General features: G+C 71.1%; 17 protein-coding genes. 12 read left to right on the top strand and 5 right to left on the bottom strand.

Translation table 11 applies throughout. The features are described from left to right. Positions 1–55 precede the first annotated feature (55 nt). A complete protein-coding gene (locus ACTJKJ_RS08505; protein WP_440820151.1) occupies positions 56–1129 on the bottom strand; it encodes a tartrate dehydrogenase in 1074 nt (357 codons plus the stop codon). A 142-nt stretch (positions 1130–1271) separates the two neighbouring features. On the opposite strand from ACTJKJ_RS08505, the gene ACTJKJ_RS08500 reads away from it, so the two are divergent. The 3 genes from ACTJKJ_RS08500 (at position 1272) to ACTJKJ_RS08490 (ending at position 3511) form a co-directional block, all read left to right on the top strand. Continuing rightward, positions 1272–2237, top strand: coding sequence for a LysR substrate-binding domain-containing protein (locus tag ACTJKJ_RS08500; protein ID WP_440820150.1), 966 nt, complete (start codon positions 1272–1274; stop codon positions 2235–2237). 109 nt (positions 2238–2346) lie between these two features. Beyond that, positions 2347–2553 (top strand): hypothetical protein, encoded by a 207-nt coding sequence (locus ACTJKJ_RS08495; protein ID WP_091724529.1) that lies wholly within the window; start codon positions 2347–2349, stop codon positions 2551–2553. Between the two features lie 172 nt (positions 2554–2725). Beyond that, positions 2726–3511: a tellurite resistance TerB family protein gene (locus tag ACTJKJ_RS08490; protein WP_440820149.1), complete on the top strand. Its 786-nt coding sequence runs from the start codon at positions 2726–2728 to the stop codon at positions 3509–3511. 58 nt (positions 3512–3569) lie between these two features. Here ACTJKJ_RS08490 and ACTJKJ_RS08485 read toward each other — a convergent pair whose 3' ends face one another. Further along, positions 3570–4679 carry an S-(hydroxymethyl)glutathione dehydrogenase/class III alcohol dehydrogenase gene (locus ACTJKJ_RS08485; RefSeq protein WP_183479412.1) on the bottom strand — a complete coding sequence of 370 codons (1110 nt, stop codon included), beginning with the start codon at positions 4677–4679 and terminating at the stop codon, positions 3570–3572. 358 nt (positions 4680–5037) lie between these two features. Between ACTJKJ_RS08485 and ACTJKJ_RS08480 the strand changes: the two genes are divergently transcribed. Further along, positions 5038–5808 carry a hypothetical protein gene (locus tag ACTJKJ_RS08480; RefSeq protein WP_440820148.1) on the top strand — a complete coding sequence of 257 codons (771 nt, stop codon included), beginning with the start codon at positions 5038–5040 and terminating at the stop codon, positions 5806–5808. A gap of 41 nt (positions 5809–5849) precedes the next feature. Here ACTJKJ_RS08480 and ACTJKJ_RS08475 read toward each other — a convergent pair whose 3' ends face one another. Together ACTJKJ_RS08475 and ACTJKJ_RS08470 are read right to left on the bottom strand one after the other, a co-directional pair. Next, on the bottom strand, positions 5850–6632 hold the full coding sequence (locus tag ACTJKJ_RS08475) for an SDR family NAD(P)-dependent oxidoreductase (RefSeq protein ID WP_297382553.1): 783 nt from the start codon (positions 6630–6632) through the stop codon (positions 5850–5852). Between the two features lie 35 nt (positions 6633–6667). Continuing rightward, a complete protein-coding gene (locus ACTJKJ_RS08470; protein ID WP_440820147.1) occupies positions 6668–7846 on the bottom strand; it encodes a zinc-dependent alcohol dehydrogenase in 1179 nt (392 codons plus the stop codon). Between the two features lie 242 nt (positions 7847–8088). On the opposite strand from ACTJKJ_RS08470, the gene ACTJKJ_RS08465 reads away from it, so the two are divergent. Then, positions 8089–8550 carry a DUF421 domain-containing protein gene (locus ACTJKJ_RS08465; RefSeq protein WP_440820146.1) on the top strand — a complete coding sequence of 154 codons (462 nt, stop codon included), beginning with the start codon at positions 8089–8091 and terminating at the stop codon, positions 8548–8550. A gap of 48 nt (positions 8551–8598) precedes the next feature. Here ACTJKJ_RS08465 and ACTJKJ_RS08460 read toward each other — a convergent pair whose 3' ends face one another. Further along, the gene (locus ACTJKJ_RS08460; RefSeq protein WP_343606332.1) at positions 8599–9117 is read right to left on the bottom strand and encodes a hemerythrin domain-containing protein; all 519 of its coding nucleotides are present in this window, start codon (positions 9115–9117) and stop codon (positions 8599–8601) included. Positions 9118–9279: 162 nt separating this feature from the next. Here ACTJKJ_RS08460 and ACTJKJ_RS08455 point away from each other — a divergent pair, with 162 nt between their 5' ends. The 7 genes from ACTJKJ_RS08455 (at position 9280) to ACTJKJ_RS08425 (ending at position 14595) form a co-directional block, all read left to right on the top strand. After that, positions 9280–9741 carry a hypothetical protein gene (locus ACTJKJ_RS08455; protein ID WP_440820145.1) on the top strand — a complete coding sequence of 154 codons (462 nt, stop codon included), beginning with the start codon at positions 9280–9282 and terminating at the stop codon, positions 9739–9741. A 74-nt stretch (positions 9742–9815) separates the two neighbouring features. Then, positions 9816–10616, top strand: a complete 801-nt coding sequence (locus tag ACTJKJ_RS08450) for an SDR family oxidoreductase (RefSeq protein WP_147242044.1) — start codon at positions 9816–9818, stop codon at positions 10614–10616. Beyond that, positions 10613–11287, top strand: coding sequence for a D-glycero-alpha-D-manno-heptose-1,7-bisphosphate 7-phosphatase (locus tag ACTJKJ_RS08445; protein ID WP_254783309.1), 675 nt, complete (start codon positions 10613–10615; stop codon positions 11285–11287). Before ACTJKJ_RS08450 ends, ACTJKJ_RS08445 begins: the two co-directional genes overlap by 4 nt. Then, positions 11284–11775, top strand: coding sequence for an adenylyltransferase/cytidyltransferase family protein (locus tag ACTJKJ_RS08440; protein ID WP_183491505.1), 492 nt, complete (start codon positions 11284–11286; stop codon positions 11773–11775). The genes ACTJKJ_RS08445 and ACTJKJ_RS08440 overlap by 4 nt, the downstream gene beginning before the upstream one ends. After that, positions 11772–12713, top strand: coding sequence for a D-glycero-beta-D-manno-heptose-7-phosphate kinase (gene rfaE1, locus ACTJKJ_RS08435; protein ID WP_440820144.1), 942 nt, complete (start codon positions 11772–11774; stop codon positions 12711–12713). The genes ACTJKJ_RS08440 and rfaE1 overlap by 4 nt, the downstream gene beginning before the upstream one ends. Then, the gene (locus ACTJKJ_RS08430) at positions 12710–13360 is read left to right on the top strand and encodes a D-sedoheptulose 7-phosphate isomerase (protein WP_440820143.1); all 651 of its coding nucleotides are present in this window, start codon (positions 12710–12712) and stop codon (positions 13358–13360) included. Before rfaE1 ends, ACTJKJ_RS08430 begins: the two co-directional genes overlap by 4 nt. Beyond that, on the top strand, positions 13357–14595 hold the full coding sequence (locus ACTJKJ_RS08425; RefSeq protein WP_440820142.1) for a beta-glucosidase: 1239 nt from the start codon (positions 13357–13359) through the stop codon (positions 14593–14595). The genes ACTJKJ_RS08430 and ACTJKJ_RS08425 overlap by 4 nt, the downstream gene beginning before the upstream one ends. Positions 14596–14611: the final 16 nt, after the last annotated feature.

Here is a 14611-nt window from a genome sequence, read left to right as displayed (position 1 = left end):
CCGCAAGCGGGAGAGGGAGCAAGACAGGTGAGCGGCTGCGCGGTGCGACGTGGTGCTATGCGGCGTGGCGGAGCGCGGCGATCACTGCGGCGGTGACATCGGTGGTCTTCGCCTGGCCGCCGAGGTCGCCGGTGTGCAGCGCCGGATTGGCGGTCACCGATTCGATGGCACGCATCAGGCGCCGGGCGGCGTCGTCCTCGCCCAGGTGTTCCAGCAGCATCACCGCCGACCAGAAGGTGCCGATCGGATTGGCCAGGCCGCGGCCCATGATGTCGAAGGCCGAGCCGTGGATCGGCTCGAACATCGAGGGATAGCGGCGTTCCGGGTCGATGTTGCCCGTCGGCGCGATGCCCAGGCTGCCGGCGAGCGCGGCCGCCAGGTCGCTGAGGATGTCCGCATGCAGGTTGGTCGCGACGATGGTGTCCAGCGTCGCCGGTTTGTTGACCATGCGCGCGGTCGCGGCGTCGACCAGCTCCTTGCCCCAGGTGACGTCGGGAAACTCCACGGCGACCTGCGCGGCGATCTCGTCCCACATGACCATCGCATGGCGCTGCGCGTTGCTCTTGGTGATCACCGTCAGCAGCTTGCGCGGCCGGGACTGCGCCAGCTTGAAGGCGAAGCGCATGATCCGCTCGACGCCGGCGCGCGTCATGACGGACACGTCCGTCGCGGCCTCGATCGGATGGCCCTGGTGGACGCGGCCACCGACACCGGCGTACTCGCCCTCGGAGTTCTCGCGCACGATCACCCAGTCCAGGTCGCGCGGTCCGCAGCGCTTGAGCGGCGCGTCGATGCCGGGCAGCACGCGGGTCGGCCGCACGTTGGCGTACTGGTCGAAGCCCTGGCAGATCTTCAGCCGCAGGCCCCACAGCGTGATGTGGTCCGGGATGTCCGGATCGCCGGCCGAGCCGAACAGGATCGCGTCCTTGTCGCGCAGCGCCTCCAGGCCGTCGGCCGGCATCATCTCGCCGTGCGCGCGGTGCCAGTCGCCGCCCCAGCCGAACTGCTCGAAGTCGAAGCGGAAGCGATCGGTCGTGGCGGCGAGCGCCTCCAGCACCTCGCGGCCGGCGGGAATGACTTCCTTGCCGATGCCGTCGCCGGGGATCGTGGCGATGCGATAGGTCTTCATGGGAATGGGTCTCCGGTCTCGTGTCCAGGGCGGCCTCGGCTGAGGCCTCTCGGGATCGACTCTAGGGAGCGGCGACTGCCATGGATCGCGGCTACATTCAAGCCGTCCTTAACCTGGATTCAACAATCGGAGGGGCATCGGCATGGCGTCCAAGACCTCGCCGCGCAGGGAAGCCGCGGCCATGCCCGTGGCGGCGATCCCGCCGGCGGACCTGAGCTTCTTCTCGACGCTGTGCAGCGCCGGCAGCCTCAGCGCCGCCGCGCGCGAGCTCGGCATCACCACCGCCGCGGTGAGCAAGCACCTGACGCAGATGGAGAGCCGGATCGGCACGCCGCTGCTCAGCCGCACGACGCGCCGCATGAGCCTGACGCAGGAAGGCGAGCTCTACCTGGACCATGCGCGGCGCATCCTGGCCGCGATCGACGACCTGCAGGAACTGCTCAGCGCCAGCGGCGGCACCGCGAGCGGCCTGCTGCGGGTGAACGCGACGCTGGGCTTCGGCCGCACGCACATCGCGCCGCTGATCTCGAGCTTCGCGCGCCAGCATCCGAAGCTGCAGGTGCAGCTGCAGCTGTCGGTCAATCCGCCGCCGCTGCACGAGGACGCCTTCGACGTCTGCATCCGTTTCGGCCCGCCGCCCGATGCGCGGGTCATCGCACGGCGGATCGCGTCCAACCGCCGGCTGCTGTGCGCGTCCCCCGCCTACCTGAAGCGGCATGGCACGCCGAAGACGCCGGCCGAGCTGGTGCGTCACGACTGCATCGGCATCCGCCAGGGCGAGGAGGCCTATGGGCTGTGGCGACTGAGCGCGCGGCGCGGCCGCAAGACGGTGACCGAGGCGGTGAAGACGCGCGGCGCGCTGACCACCAACGACGGCGAGATCGCGGTGAACTGGGCGCTCGACGGTCACGGCATCCTGATGCGCGCGGAATGGGACATCGCGCGTTTCCTCGCCAGCGGGCGCCTGGTGCAGGTGCTGTCCGACTGGGAGACACCGGACGCCGACATCTATGCCGTCTATCCGCAGCGCGTCCAGGGAACGGCCCGGGTCCGGCAATTCGTCGAGCACCTGGCGCAGGCGTTCGGAGCGCTCACGCGCAGTCCATGAGCCCGATGCGCCGGTCTGTCGCGCGATGGCCGCATGACGCCGCGGCCAGCGCTATGGTGCCGCCCTGCCGCGTCGACCCGGCGCGGTATTGCGAACCAAGGAGTACGTCATGAGTTTCTTCGGCTTGCTGTGCTGGCTGGTCCTGTTCGTGCTGTGCTGGCCGCTGGCCTTGCTGGCGCTGGTGATGTGGCCGATCGTGTGGCTGCTGACGCTGCCGTTCCGGCTGATCGGCCTGAGCGTCGAGGCGGTCTTCGCCTTGCTCAAGGCCATCCTGTTCCTTCCAGCCCGGGTGCTGGGCTGGCGCGAGACACGCTGAAGGGCTCCGCCGCGGACCCGCGGCGACAACGATGGCCGCCATGCCCTAGCATCGACGGCCGCGACGATCAAGACCGCCGGCCCGTCGTCTCCCGCAGCCCCATGGGGTCTTGGGAATGCCGCGGCCCGGCCTCAACTGGCAGGCTTTCGCTTCACATGACAAGGGGCAGACGATGAGCGCACATGGACTTCTGGACCAATTGCTGAGATCTGGACGGGACCTGCTCGAAGGCCGCGGCGGCGGCATGGGCCGCGGGGGATCGGGCGGGCTCGGCGGGCTGGGCAGCCTGGGCGACCTCGCCAATCTCGGCGGCCTGGGCAAGCTGGGAGCCGGCGCCGGTGCGGCCGGTGTGCTGGGTGCGCTGCTGGGCAGCAAGCGCGGCCGCAGCTACGGCGGCAAGGCCTTGAAGTACGGCAGCATCGCGGCGCTCGGGCTGATGGCCTACAAGGCCTACACGAGCTGGCAGGCGCAGCAGCAGGCCCAGGCGACGAGTGCCTCGGGCGGCGCGGACGCGGGACGGCCGGGCGGATCGACCGCTTCGGCGACGTGGACGCCGGGCGCCGTGGCGACTGCACCGCGCACGCTGGACCGCGTGCCGCCGGCGGAGGCGGAGCAGCACAGCCGCGCGGTGCTGCTGGCGATGATCGCGGCGGCCAAGGCCGACGGTCACCTCGACGACCGCGAGCGCGAGCTCATCGAGAACGAACTGGCCCGCCTGGACGGCGATGCCGAGCTGCGCCGCTGGCACGAGGACGCGCTGCGCCGGCCGCTCGATCCGGCGGCCGTGGCGCAGGCGGCCACGACGCCGGAGATCGCTGCCGAGATGTACCTGGCGACCCTGCTGATGGTCGACGAGACCAGCTTCATGGAACGCGCCTACCTCGACGAACTCGCCCGGCAGCTGAAGCTGCCCGACGGCCTCAAGGCGCAGCTCGAGGCGCAGGCACTGCAGTCGTGACGCTGGCGCGCCGGCCGCCGATCGCCATCCACGGCGAGGGCCGGCGGCTCGCGCGCAATCAGTAGTGGACGACCGAGCGGATCGACTTGCCTTCGTGCATCAGGTCGAAGGCCTCGTTGATGCCGGTCAGCGGCATGGTGTGGGTGACGAAGGGCGCGAGCTGGATGTCGCCGCGCATCGCCTCCTCCACCATGCCGGGCAGCTGCGAGCGGCCCTTCACGCCGCCGAAGGCCGTGCCTTTCCAGGTCCGGCCGGTCACCAGCTGGAAGGGGCGCGTCGAGATCTCCTGGCCCGCGCCCGCGACGCCGATGACGATGGACTGGCCCCAGCCGCGGTGCGCGCACTCCAGCGCCGCGCGCATCACATTGACATTGCCGATGCATTCGAAGGAGTGATCGACGCCCCAACCGGTCATCTCGACGATCACCTGCTGGATCGGCTTGTCGTGGTCCTTCGGGTTCACGCAGTCGGTCGCGCCGAAGACCTTGGCCAGCTCGAACTTGGACGGGTTGGTGTCGATCGCGATGATGCGGCCGGCCTGCGCCAGCTTCGCGCCCTGGATCACCGCCAGCCCGATGCCGCCCAGGCCGAACACGGCCACCGAGTCTCCGGGCTGCACCTTGGCGGTGTTCTTCACCGCGCCCAAGCCGGTGGTCACGCCGCAGCCGAGCAGGCAGACCTGCTCCGGGTTCGCCTCGGGATGGACCTTGGCCAGCGACACCTCCGCCACCACCGTGTACTCGCTGAAGGTCGAGCAGCCCATGTAGTGGTAGACCGGCTGTCCCTGGTAGGAGAAGCGCGTCGTGCCGTCGGGCATCACGCCCTTGCCCTGCGTGGCGCGCACGGCGACGCACAGGTTGGTCTTGCCGGACTTGCAGAACAGGCACTCGCCGCATTCGGCGGTGTAGAGCGGGATGACGTGGTCGCCGGGCTTGACGCTGGTGACGCCCTCGCCCACCTCGACGACGATGCCCGCGCCTTCATGGCCGAGCACCGCCGGGAACAGCCCTTCCGGATCGTCGCCGCTGAGCGTGAACGCATCGGTGTGGCAGACGCCGGTGTGGGTGATCTTCACCAGCACCTCGCCCTTGCGGGGCGGCTCGACATCGATCTCGACGATCTGCAGCGGCTGGCCGGCTGCGAAGGCGACGGCGGCACGGGATTTCATGAGAGGGCCTTTCGGAGAAACGGAATGAGCACGCGCCCCGGAGGGCGCGACGATGCGGGGCAGTCTATACCCCGAGCCCGTCCCGATTGGCGCCGCCGCCTTCGCGTCTCGCCCACCTCGGCTGATCCGCCGCGCGGGAATGGGCGGCAGATGTAGCACGCAGATCAGCCTCCGCGACACGAGCCTGTCGTCGGTTGAATGAACGGGCCCGGGCGCCACGTGACCTTCGACAACTGCGCGCCGTTGCCGGCATGCAGACACTCCCGGCAACGCAACACGACCGTGCAGGAACTCCAGTGACGACACGCCAATCTCGAAGCGGGTCCGCGAAGGCGCGCAAGGCGCTGGGAGTCGGGCGTTGAGGCCACCGGACGATCTGTCCAGCCTCAAGCACCTGCCGCTCGTCCTGGGCGCGGCGGGTGCCTTCGTCGTCCCGGCGATGTGGGCCTTCGTGCTCGACAAGCCCGCGCTCATGCTCATGGCGCCGATCACCGGCCTGGTGTTTCTAGGATCGGGCTTGCACCTCAAGTACCGCGCCCGCTATTCGCCGCGGGAAGCCCTTTGGGCCGCGGTGCTGGCGCTGCTGTTCTTCGGCAGCCTGCTGGTGGTGGCCACGACGGCCCTGGCGTGGCGCGCTCATCGGCCGGACCTGCAGCCCTTGGCCCTCGGGCTGGCGGCGCTCATGTTTGTCGGCGGCATGGCCACGGGCTTCGTCGCCGAACGTCGCCGCCTGCGCGTCATCGATCCCGCAACCGGCCTGCCGGCGCCACTGGTGCCGTTGCTGGACTTGAAGCGACACCGCATCCTGCCCCTGCCGTCACCGCCGCCGCCGCGAGCCGCGACCGTGGCGGCGCTGACCGCCGTGGCCCTCAACGTGCCGCTGCTTTTGCAGATCGGCGGATGGGAAGCCAACGACGTCGTCTGGCTGGCCATGCCGGCGCTGGCCGCCACGGTGACCATGGTGCTCGCCTCCGGCTTCGGTCCGGCGCTGGCCAGGGCGCTCGCACTCCTGGACATCGAACGTCGCGCGGGCAGGCCGCTGGTCACCTCCCGCCTGGAAGAACTGCAGGCCATGCGGCGCGGGTTCCGGTTGTCCCGCTGGCTCTCGCGCGCCAACGACACCCCCTAGCCCCGCGCGAGTCCGGCCGCGCCATGCGCGGCTCGGCCCGCTCACGCCTTGCCCGGCTCCGCCATCCGCCGATGCTGCTCGGCCAGCACCTCCGCCGGCGTCACGTTGGCCAGCACGGCCTGCAGCTTGTTCTTCCAGCCGGCCACCACCGCGCTCTCGCCGTCTTCCATCGCCTCGTAGCCGGTGCGCGCGACCTCCTCGGGCGGCTGCTTGCGCTGCGTCCCGACCTTGGTGTCCGTCAGCTCGGCGCGCTCGAAGAACTCGGTGTCCGTCGGCCCCGGCATAAGCACCGTGACCGACACGTTGGTGTCCTTCAGCTCGTTGCGCAGCGCGTAGGCGAAGGAATCGATGAAGGCCTTGGTGCCGTTGTAGACCGCCTGGAAGGTCCCCGGCATCAGGCCCGCGATCGAGCCGGTGATCAGGATCTTCCCGGCATTGCGGTCCCGCATCGACCGCCCGACGCGCTGAATCAGGTCGAGCGTGCCGGTGATGTTGGTGTCGATGACATGCCGCACCGCATTGAAGTCCTGGTCCAGGAAGGCATGGCCCAGGCCGTGGCCGGCATTGGCCAGCAACGCATCGACCGGTCGCGCCGCCAGCGCCGCATGGAGCGCGGCCACGCCGCCGGGCGTCGCCAGGTCGGCCTCGATCGCCTGCACCTGCGCGCCCTCGGCCTGGCAGGCGGCGACGGTGTCGTCCAGGGGCCGGTCCGCGGCAATCAGCAGGTCGTAGCCGTGGCGGGCGCATTCGAGCGCGAGCTCGCGGCCGATGCCGCTGGACGCGCCGGTCACGACGGCCAGCGGCCGTCCGGAGGTGTCGTTCATCGTGGACTCCTTGGAAACGTGGATCGGAAGACGGCTCAGCTGAGCCCGAACGGCGTCAGCACCACCTTGCGGCAGTCCTCTTCCTTCTTGTTGAAGATCTCGTAGCCGCGCGCCGCCTCGACCAGCGGCATCCGGTGGCTGACGATCAGGTCGGGCTTGAGCTCGCCGCGCTCGATGTGGCGCAGCAGTTCGGGCATGAAGCGCTGCGCATGCGTCTGGCCGCTGGTGAAGCTCAGCCCCTTCTCGAAGGCGTCGCCGAACAGGAAGCCGTGGATGAACCCGGCATAGACGCCAGGCACGCTGATGATGCCGCCGCGGCGCGTCGCCGCGATCGCCCAGCGCAGCGAGGTGCCGCTGGAGCCCTCGAGCTTGAGCGTCGACAGCACCGTCTCCACCGTGCTGCCCTTGGCCTCGAAGCCGACGGCGTCGATCGACGCGTCGACGCCGCGGTGGTCGGTCTGCTCGATGATGAAGGCCGCCGGATCGTCGATCTGGTCGAAGTCGATCGGCAGCACGCCGTAGGTCTCCTTGGCGAAGGCCAGCCGGTAGGGATGGTGGTCCACCATGAAGATGCGCTCGGCGCCGAGCAGCCGCGCGCTGGCCGCCGCCATCATGCCGACCGGCCCGGCGCCGAAGATTGCGATCGTCGAGCCCGCCGTCACCTGCGCGTTCAGCGCCGCCTGGTAGCCGGTGGGCAGGATGTCGGACAGGAAGAGCACCTGCTCGTCGCTCAGCTGCGTGTCCGGGATCACCAGCGGGCCGACATCGGCCTTGGGCACCCGCACGTACTGCGCCTGGCCGCCCGGATACCCGCCGTACAGGTGGCTGTAGCCGAACAGGCCCGCGCCGGCGCGGATGTCCTTCTTGTTCAGGATCGCGCCGCGGCCGGGGTTGGTGTTCTCGCAGGCGGCGAACAGCTTGCGGCCGCAGAAGAAGCAGTCGCCGCAGGAGATGGTGAAGGGCACGACCACCCGGTCGCCGCGCCGCAGCTTCGTCACGCCGCGGCCCACCTCCTCCACCACGCCCATGAACTCATGGCCGAGGATGTCCCCGTCCTTCATGTCAGGGATCTTGCCGCGGTAGATGTGCAGGTCGGACCCGCAGATCGCCGTCGCGGTGACGCGCAGCAGGATGTCGTCGTCGGCGGCGAGCACCGGATCGGGCACCGTCTCGACGCGCACGTCATGGGCACCGTGGTAGGTCAGGGCAAGCATGGGAAGCCTTTCTTCATCGATGACAGCGGGGTTTGCGACCAATCCGGCAACCGCAGGGCCCGCCGCGCGCCGGCGTCCTGCAGGCGAGCGGATCCTTCGATCAGCACGCTGCGATGCGGGTCGGCATTCGCTGCCGACGCGTTGACGGCAAGGAAGCGCGCCCGCGCCGCCCGCCCGCGTCGCGGGCACCGCCCTTGCCTTGACGAGGTGTCGCCGAAAGGCGCTTCCGGAGTGATGGATTCATGTTCGACCTGCAAGTCAGTCCCTGGGAACTGCTGGCGCGCGCGGCGCTGATCTACTTCGCGCTGCTGCTGATGGTGCGGCTTTCGGGCAAGCGCACCGTGGGCCAGTTCACGCCGTTCGACCTGCTGGTGGTCATGCTGCTGAGCGAGGCCGTCAGCAACGGCCTGAGCGGCGGCGAGGAGTCGGTGACCGGCGCCTGGATCGTGGCTGGCGCGCTGATCGTGATGAACGGACTGATGGGCTTCATCGGCTCGCGCAGCCGGCGTGTCGAGCGGCTGCTGGAGGGATCGCCGGTGCTGATCGGCCGCGATGGCCAGTGGTTTCCCGAGGTGATCCGTCGGCACCGGCTCAGCGACCTGGATGTCGAGAAGGCGCTGCGCGAAGCGGACTGCTCGCTCGCCGACGTCAAGATCGCCATCCTGGAGAGCGACGGCAGCATCAGCATCGTCCAGAAGAAGTGAGCTGCCGGCCGCCGCGAAGCGGGCCCGCCCAGGGCCCGCCGCGGACGTTCAGTGCGTCTGCTGCTCGGCCATCAGCTCGTCCTTGCGCTGCTGCAGCCGCTCGCCGAGTTCGGCCAGGTCCAGCCCGGCCTTCTTCGCCTTGGGGAACATCTCGTTCTGTTCCTCCTTGACGTGGTGCTTGACCCACTCGCTCATGACCTTGACCTTGGCGTCGTAGTCCTCGCCATCGGGCTCGACGCCCTGCACCGCCGCGATCAGGTCCTTGATGCTCTGGTGCTCGACGCGGGCCTCGGGGACCAGCTCCTTGTCCTTTAGCGCGGCCTGCACCTCGGGATAGAAGATTTCCTCCTCGATCTGCGCGTGCACCGTCAGGGCCGTGCAGATCTGGGCGACGAGTTGCTGCTTCTTGGCGGCCGAGCGCGACTTCTCGAACTGGTCGAAGAGCTCGCTGACCTCCTTGTGGTCGGCGCGCAGCAGGGCGATGGCGTCGGGCGTCTTCGTCCGGGCCGTGGTGGCGCGCCGCGCAGTGGTTTTCCGGCTCGAGGCCGCGGTCGTGGAAGAAGGCATGAGGATTCTCCTGGCTGTGAATGTGCTGGGATGACGCGCCACACGGCGCGCCGGAATCTCTCGATGGCAAGCGTGATGCCCAGCATGCCGGGCACGCGCGGCGCGGGTATGCGCCTTGCTGAACGAAGGTCCGACTTTTCCTCCCCCCCACCGGACACCCCGATGAGCAGCCGCTTCCTGACTCCCGACCTCGCCCAGGCCGCGCTCGACGCGATCACGCCGGCGATCGCCGCGCAACTGGCCTCGCCGGAGGTCAGCGGCCTCGGCGTCCTGCACCTGGTCGTGCTCGATCCCTCGGTGCCCTGCGGCGACGGCGCCTCCGAGCCGCGCGTGCTGCTGGAGCACTCGATCGGCGACCGCGCCCGCTGGGACGTGGACTACGCCGACTACGCCCGCCGCAAGGCGCTGCTGTCCTGGCGCCACCGCATGGACAGCCGGCGGCTGCAGCTGCTGGAGCCGCACCGCCTGAGCACCGACGACGCGGTGCTGTGGGGCGGCGTCTGGCTGGACGGCCTGGTGGTCGCCGCCAGCGGCGCCTTCCCGATCTGGGACGAGTGCTTCTCGATGATGGCCGCGGTCCAACTGCGCGCCCGCGCCTGGATCGCCGCCGAAGCGGCGCGCTGACGCGCCGCGCCCCTGCCCGTTCCCCTTACCCGTTCTCCCTGTCCGATTCCACCCACCCTCCGCCGGAGTTCCCCATGATCGACAGTCCCTCGACGGCCGCGTCCACCGCGCCGGCCACCGTCCCCTCCACCACGCCCGCCGCGGACGCCGCCAGCCTGCACGGCCAGGTCGCGCTGATCACCGGTGGCAGCCGCGGCCTGGGCGCCGCGATCGCGCAGACGCTGGGCGAAGCCGGCATGCGCGTGCTGATCGCCGACATCGACCTGGGCCGCGCCCGCGACCGCGCCGCGCTGCTGGCCGAGCGCGACATCGAGGCGGTGCCCGTCGCGCTGGACGTCTCCGACCCGCGCCAGTGCGAGGAGGTCGTGGCCAGCGCGGTGCGCGACTTCGGCCGGCTGGACGTGCTGATCAACAACGCCGCGGTGGACGTCACCGCGCCGCTGTCGGAACTGGCCGTCGAGGACTGGCAGCGCGTGCTCAACACCAACCTCTCGGGCCCGCTGCTGATGACCAAGTACGCCTCGGCGCGGATGCTGACGCAGCCGCGCGGCGGCCACATCGTCAACATCGCCTCGACCGCCTCCAAGCGCGCCTGGCCCAATGCCAGCGCCTACCACGCGACCAAGTGGGGCCTGCTGGGCCTGTCGCATGCGCTGCACGCCGAGCTGCGGGACAAGCAGGTGCGGGTCTCCGCCATCGTCGCCGGCGGCATGCGCACGCCCTTCCTGCTGGACCGTTTCCCCGGCATCGACGAGAGCAAGCTGCAGGACCCGATGAACGTCGCGCGCGCGGTGCGCTGGGTGCTGCAGCAGCCCGAGGGCACGGTGATCCCGGAACTCACCGTCCTGCCCACCCAAGAGACCTCCTGGCCGTGACCACGCCGCCCGACCCCATCAGCATGCTGCCGGTGCAGGACCTGGACCTGAGCGCGGCGCCCGGCGAGCGCCTGCCCGCCGGCGCGCTGCGCCCCTGCCTGTTCATCGACAAGGACGGCACGCTGATCGAGAACGTGCCCTACAACGTCGACCCGGCGCAGCTGCGCTTCATGCCGGGCGCCGGCCAGGCGCTGGCGGCGCTCGCGTCGGCCGGGCTGGCGCTGGTGATCGTCACCAACCAGAGCGGCCTGGCGCGCGGCTACTTCACCCGCGCCCAGTTCGCGCAGCTGCAGGACGCGCTGCTGCGGCGCCTGCGCGACGAGGCCGGCGTGCGCATCGACGACGTGCTGCTCTGCCCGCACGAACCCGATGCCCAGGGCCGGCCGGCCTGCCTGTGCCGCAAGCCGGCGCCGGGCATGCTGATCACCGCCGCGCGGCGGCACGGGCTGGACCTGACGCGTTCCTGGATGGTGGGCGACACGCTGGACGACGTCGAGGCCGGCCGCCGGGCCGGCGCGCGCGGCCTGCTCTTCGACAGTGGCGGCGAGACCGTGTGGCGGCGCTCGCCGCTGCGCGAGCCCGAGGCCGTCTTCGACAACTGGGCGGCGCTGGCCGCCCACGTGCTGGACGAGGTCGCGACCGGCGCGGCACCAGCCGGGAGACCGACATGATCGACAAGTGGGACAGCTCGCTCAAGTGCGTGCCGCCGGAGCGCCTGCGAGAGATGGCCGCGCGGCTGGCGCGACCGCTGGTGTTCACCAACGGCGTCTTCGACATCCTGCACGCCGGCCATGTGCGCGGGCTGGAGGCGGCCAGCGCGCAGGGCAGCAGCCTGGTGGTCGCGCTCAACAGCGACCGCTCGGCGCGCGGCCTGGGCAAGCGCGGCGATCGGCCGTACCACACGCTGGAGGACCGGGCGCGCGTGGTCGGCGCGCTGGCCTGCGTGTCCTGGGTCACCTGGTTCGACGAGCCCACGCCGCAGGCGCTGCTCGAGGCGCTGCGGCCCGATGTCTACGTCAAGGGCGGCGACTACCGCGTCGAGGAACTGCCGGAGACGCCGCTGGTGCGCAGCTGGGGCGGCCGGGTCTCGATCGGGCCCTACCTGCGCGGCCATTCGAGCACCCAGCTGATCGAGCACCTGCGGGCCCCGGCGCCATGACCGCGACCACGCTCCCCGAACTGGCGCCGCCGGAGGTGCTGATCGTCGGCGACTGCATGCTGGACGTCTACCTCGAGGGCGCGGTGCATCGCATCTCGCCCGAGGCGCCGGTGCCCATCCTGCGCCTGCATCGCCAGTCGCAGCGCGCCGGCGGCGCTGCCAACGTCGCGCTCAACCTGGCGCGGTTGCGCTGTCCCTGCACCGTCAGCGGCCTGGTGGGCACCGACACCGCCGGCGCCTGCCTGGTCGCGCTGCTGGACCAGCCCGGCATCACGCAGCGCTTCGTCCGCGGGCCGGCGATCGACACCATCCAGAAGATCCGCATGGTGAGCCAGCGGCAGCAGCTGCTGCGCATGGACGTCGAGTCCGAGCCGCCCGCCGCCAGCGTCGACGAGCTGACGACGCTCGCGGGCGAGCTGGCCGCGCGCCACCGCTGGATCCTGGTGTCCGACTACGCCAAGGGCGCGCTGCGCCAGGTGCAGACGCTGATCGAGCGCTGCCAGGACCTGCCCTGCCGCGTGCTGGTCGACCCCAAGCGCAAGGACCTGGAGGCCTATCGCGGCGCCTGGCTGATCAAGCCCAACCTGGCCGAGCTGCGCGAGGCCGTCGGCGACTGGCGCGACGAAGACGAGCTGTGCGAGCGCCTGGCGGCGCTGCAGCGGCGGCTGGACATCGACCATGTGCTGCTGACGCGCGGCGAGCAGGGCATGAGCCTGTTTTCCCAGGATGGCACCTGCCTGCATGTACCGACCGAGGCCCGCGAGGTCTATGACGTCAGCGGCGCCGGCGACACCGTGCTGGCCGCGCTGACCTGCTTCCTGGCGCGCGGCGCGTCGCTGGAGGACGCGGTGCGCGCGGCCAATCGCGCGGCCGGGCTGGTGGTCGGCAAGTTCGGCACCGCCTCGGTCACGCTCGAGGAACTAGGAGTCTCCGCATGAGTGCGCTTCCCCATCCCCTGCCCCATCCGCTGCCGCGCCCGGCCCGGCGCCCCGCGACCACGCCGCCGCGCGTCGATCCGGACGAGACCTTCCTGGAAGGCCTGCGGGCGCATCGCTCGCTGTTCGACCGGCTCGATGCGCTCGGGCCCGACATCGCCCGCGCCGCGATGCTGATGAGCGACACGCTGCGCGCCGGCCGCAAGCTGATGCTGATGGGCAATGGCGGCTCGGCGGCCGATTGCCAGCACCTGGCCGCGGAATTCACCGGCCGCTTCAGCCGGGAACGCGCGCCGCTGGCCGCGGTGGCGCTCACCACCGACAGTTCCGCGCTGACCTGCATCGGCAACGATTACGGCTTCGAGCAGGTGTTCTCGCGGCAGGTCGCCGGACTCGGCGCGCCGGGGGACTGCGTGATCGGCATCTCGACCTCGGGCAACTCACCCAATGTGCTGCGGGGCCTGACGCAGGCGCGCCAGCTCGGCATGACGACGATCGGCCTGAGCGGCCGGGACGGCGGCGCGATGCGGGAGCTCTGCGACCTGTGCCTGATCGTGCCGCACAGCGACACCGCGCGCATCCAGGAGGCCCACATCTTCATCGGCCACACCTGGTGCGCGCTGGTCGAGCAGGCGCTGCTGGCGCCGTGACCGGCGGCCCGCTGACCGACCACCCGTTCCGCTCCTTCTGGATGGGCGGCTACGAAGGTGCCGACCACGTCAACGGCCGCGGCGACGCGCTCGACATGGTCCGCGCCACCGGCCACGACCGGCTGCTGGTGCGGGACTACCGCGAGGCGCGCCGGCTCGGCCTGCGCTGCGTGCGCGAAAGCGTGGGCTGGCGCCTGAGCGAGCGCGCGCCCGGGGCCTGGGACTTCAGCCGCGCCCAGTGCATGGCCCGGACCGCGCGGCGCGAAGGCCTGCAGGTGCTGTGGACGCTGATGCATTACGGCGTGCCGCCCGACCTGACGCTGCTGGACGATGCGCTGATCCCGCGCTTCGCCCGCTTCGCCGCGGCGGCGGCCGCCGCGATCCGCCCGCTCTGCCCGGGGCCGCGCTTCTACACGCCGATCAACGAGATCAGCTTCCTGGCCTGGGCCGCCTCGTCCTCGGACGCGATGGGACCGGCGGGCGCGCCGCACGAAGTCGGCGCCCGCGAGGACTCGCGGATCAGCGGCTACGAGATCAAGCGCCGGCTGGTGCGGGCGGCGCTCGCCGGCATGGACGCGATCCGCGAGGTCGATCCGCAGGCGCGCTTCCTGCACATCGATCCGGTGATCCACGTCGTGCCGACGCAGGACACGCCGGACCAGCGCGCGCTGGCCGAGCAGGTGGCGTCCTACCAGTGGCAGGCCTTCGACATGCTGGCCGGCCGGCAGGATCCCGAGCTCGGCGGCCATCCGGCGGCGCTGGACTGGATCGGCCTCAACCACTATCACAGCAGCCAGTGGGAGGTGCCCAGCGAGAAGCGGCTGGCCTGGCACCTCGGCGATCCGCGGCGACAGCCGTTGTCCGCGCTGCTGGGTCAGGTCTGGCAGCGTTACGGCCGGCCGCTGCTGGTGGCCGAGACCGGCCACATCGGACGCGGTCGCGCCGACTGGCTGCACGACATCGCGGGGGAAGCGCAGCGCGCGCTGCGCGCCGGCGTACCGCTGGGCGGCGTCTGCCTCTATCCGATGCTGGACCGGCCCGACTGGTATGAGCCGACGCGCTGGCACCGCAGCGGGCTATGGCATGTGCCGCGCGATGCGCGCGGCGCCGCGGTCGGGCGGCGTCTGGTGCGCCCCTATGCCCGCGCGCTGGCCGACTGGGAGCGAGGTCGGCGCAGCGCGATGGCGCTGGACCTCGTTGCGGATCACGGATCGCACGCCGGATCGCACGCCTGACCGCGCGCCCGACCCG

It is taken from the genome of Roseateles sp. 22389 (genome assembly GCF_052044995.1).
GTDB lineage: Bacteria > Pseudomonadota > Gammaproteobacteria > Burkholderiales > Burkholderiaceae_C > Roseateles.
Note: the sequence above shows the minus strand (reverse complement) of the source record. Positions and strands in the feature narration are given on the sequence as shown.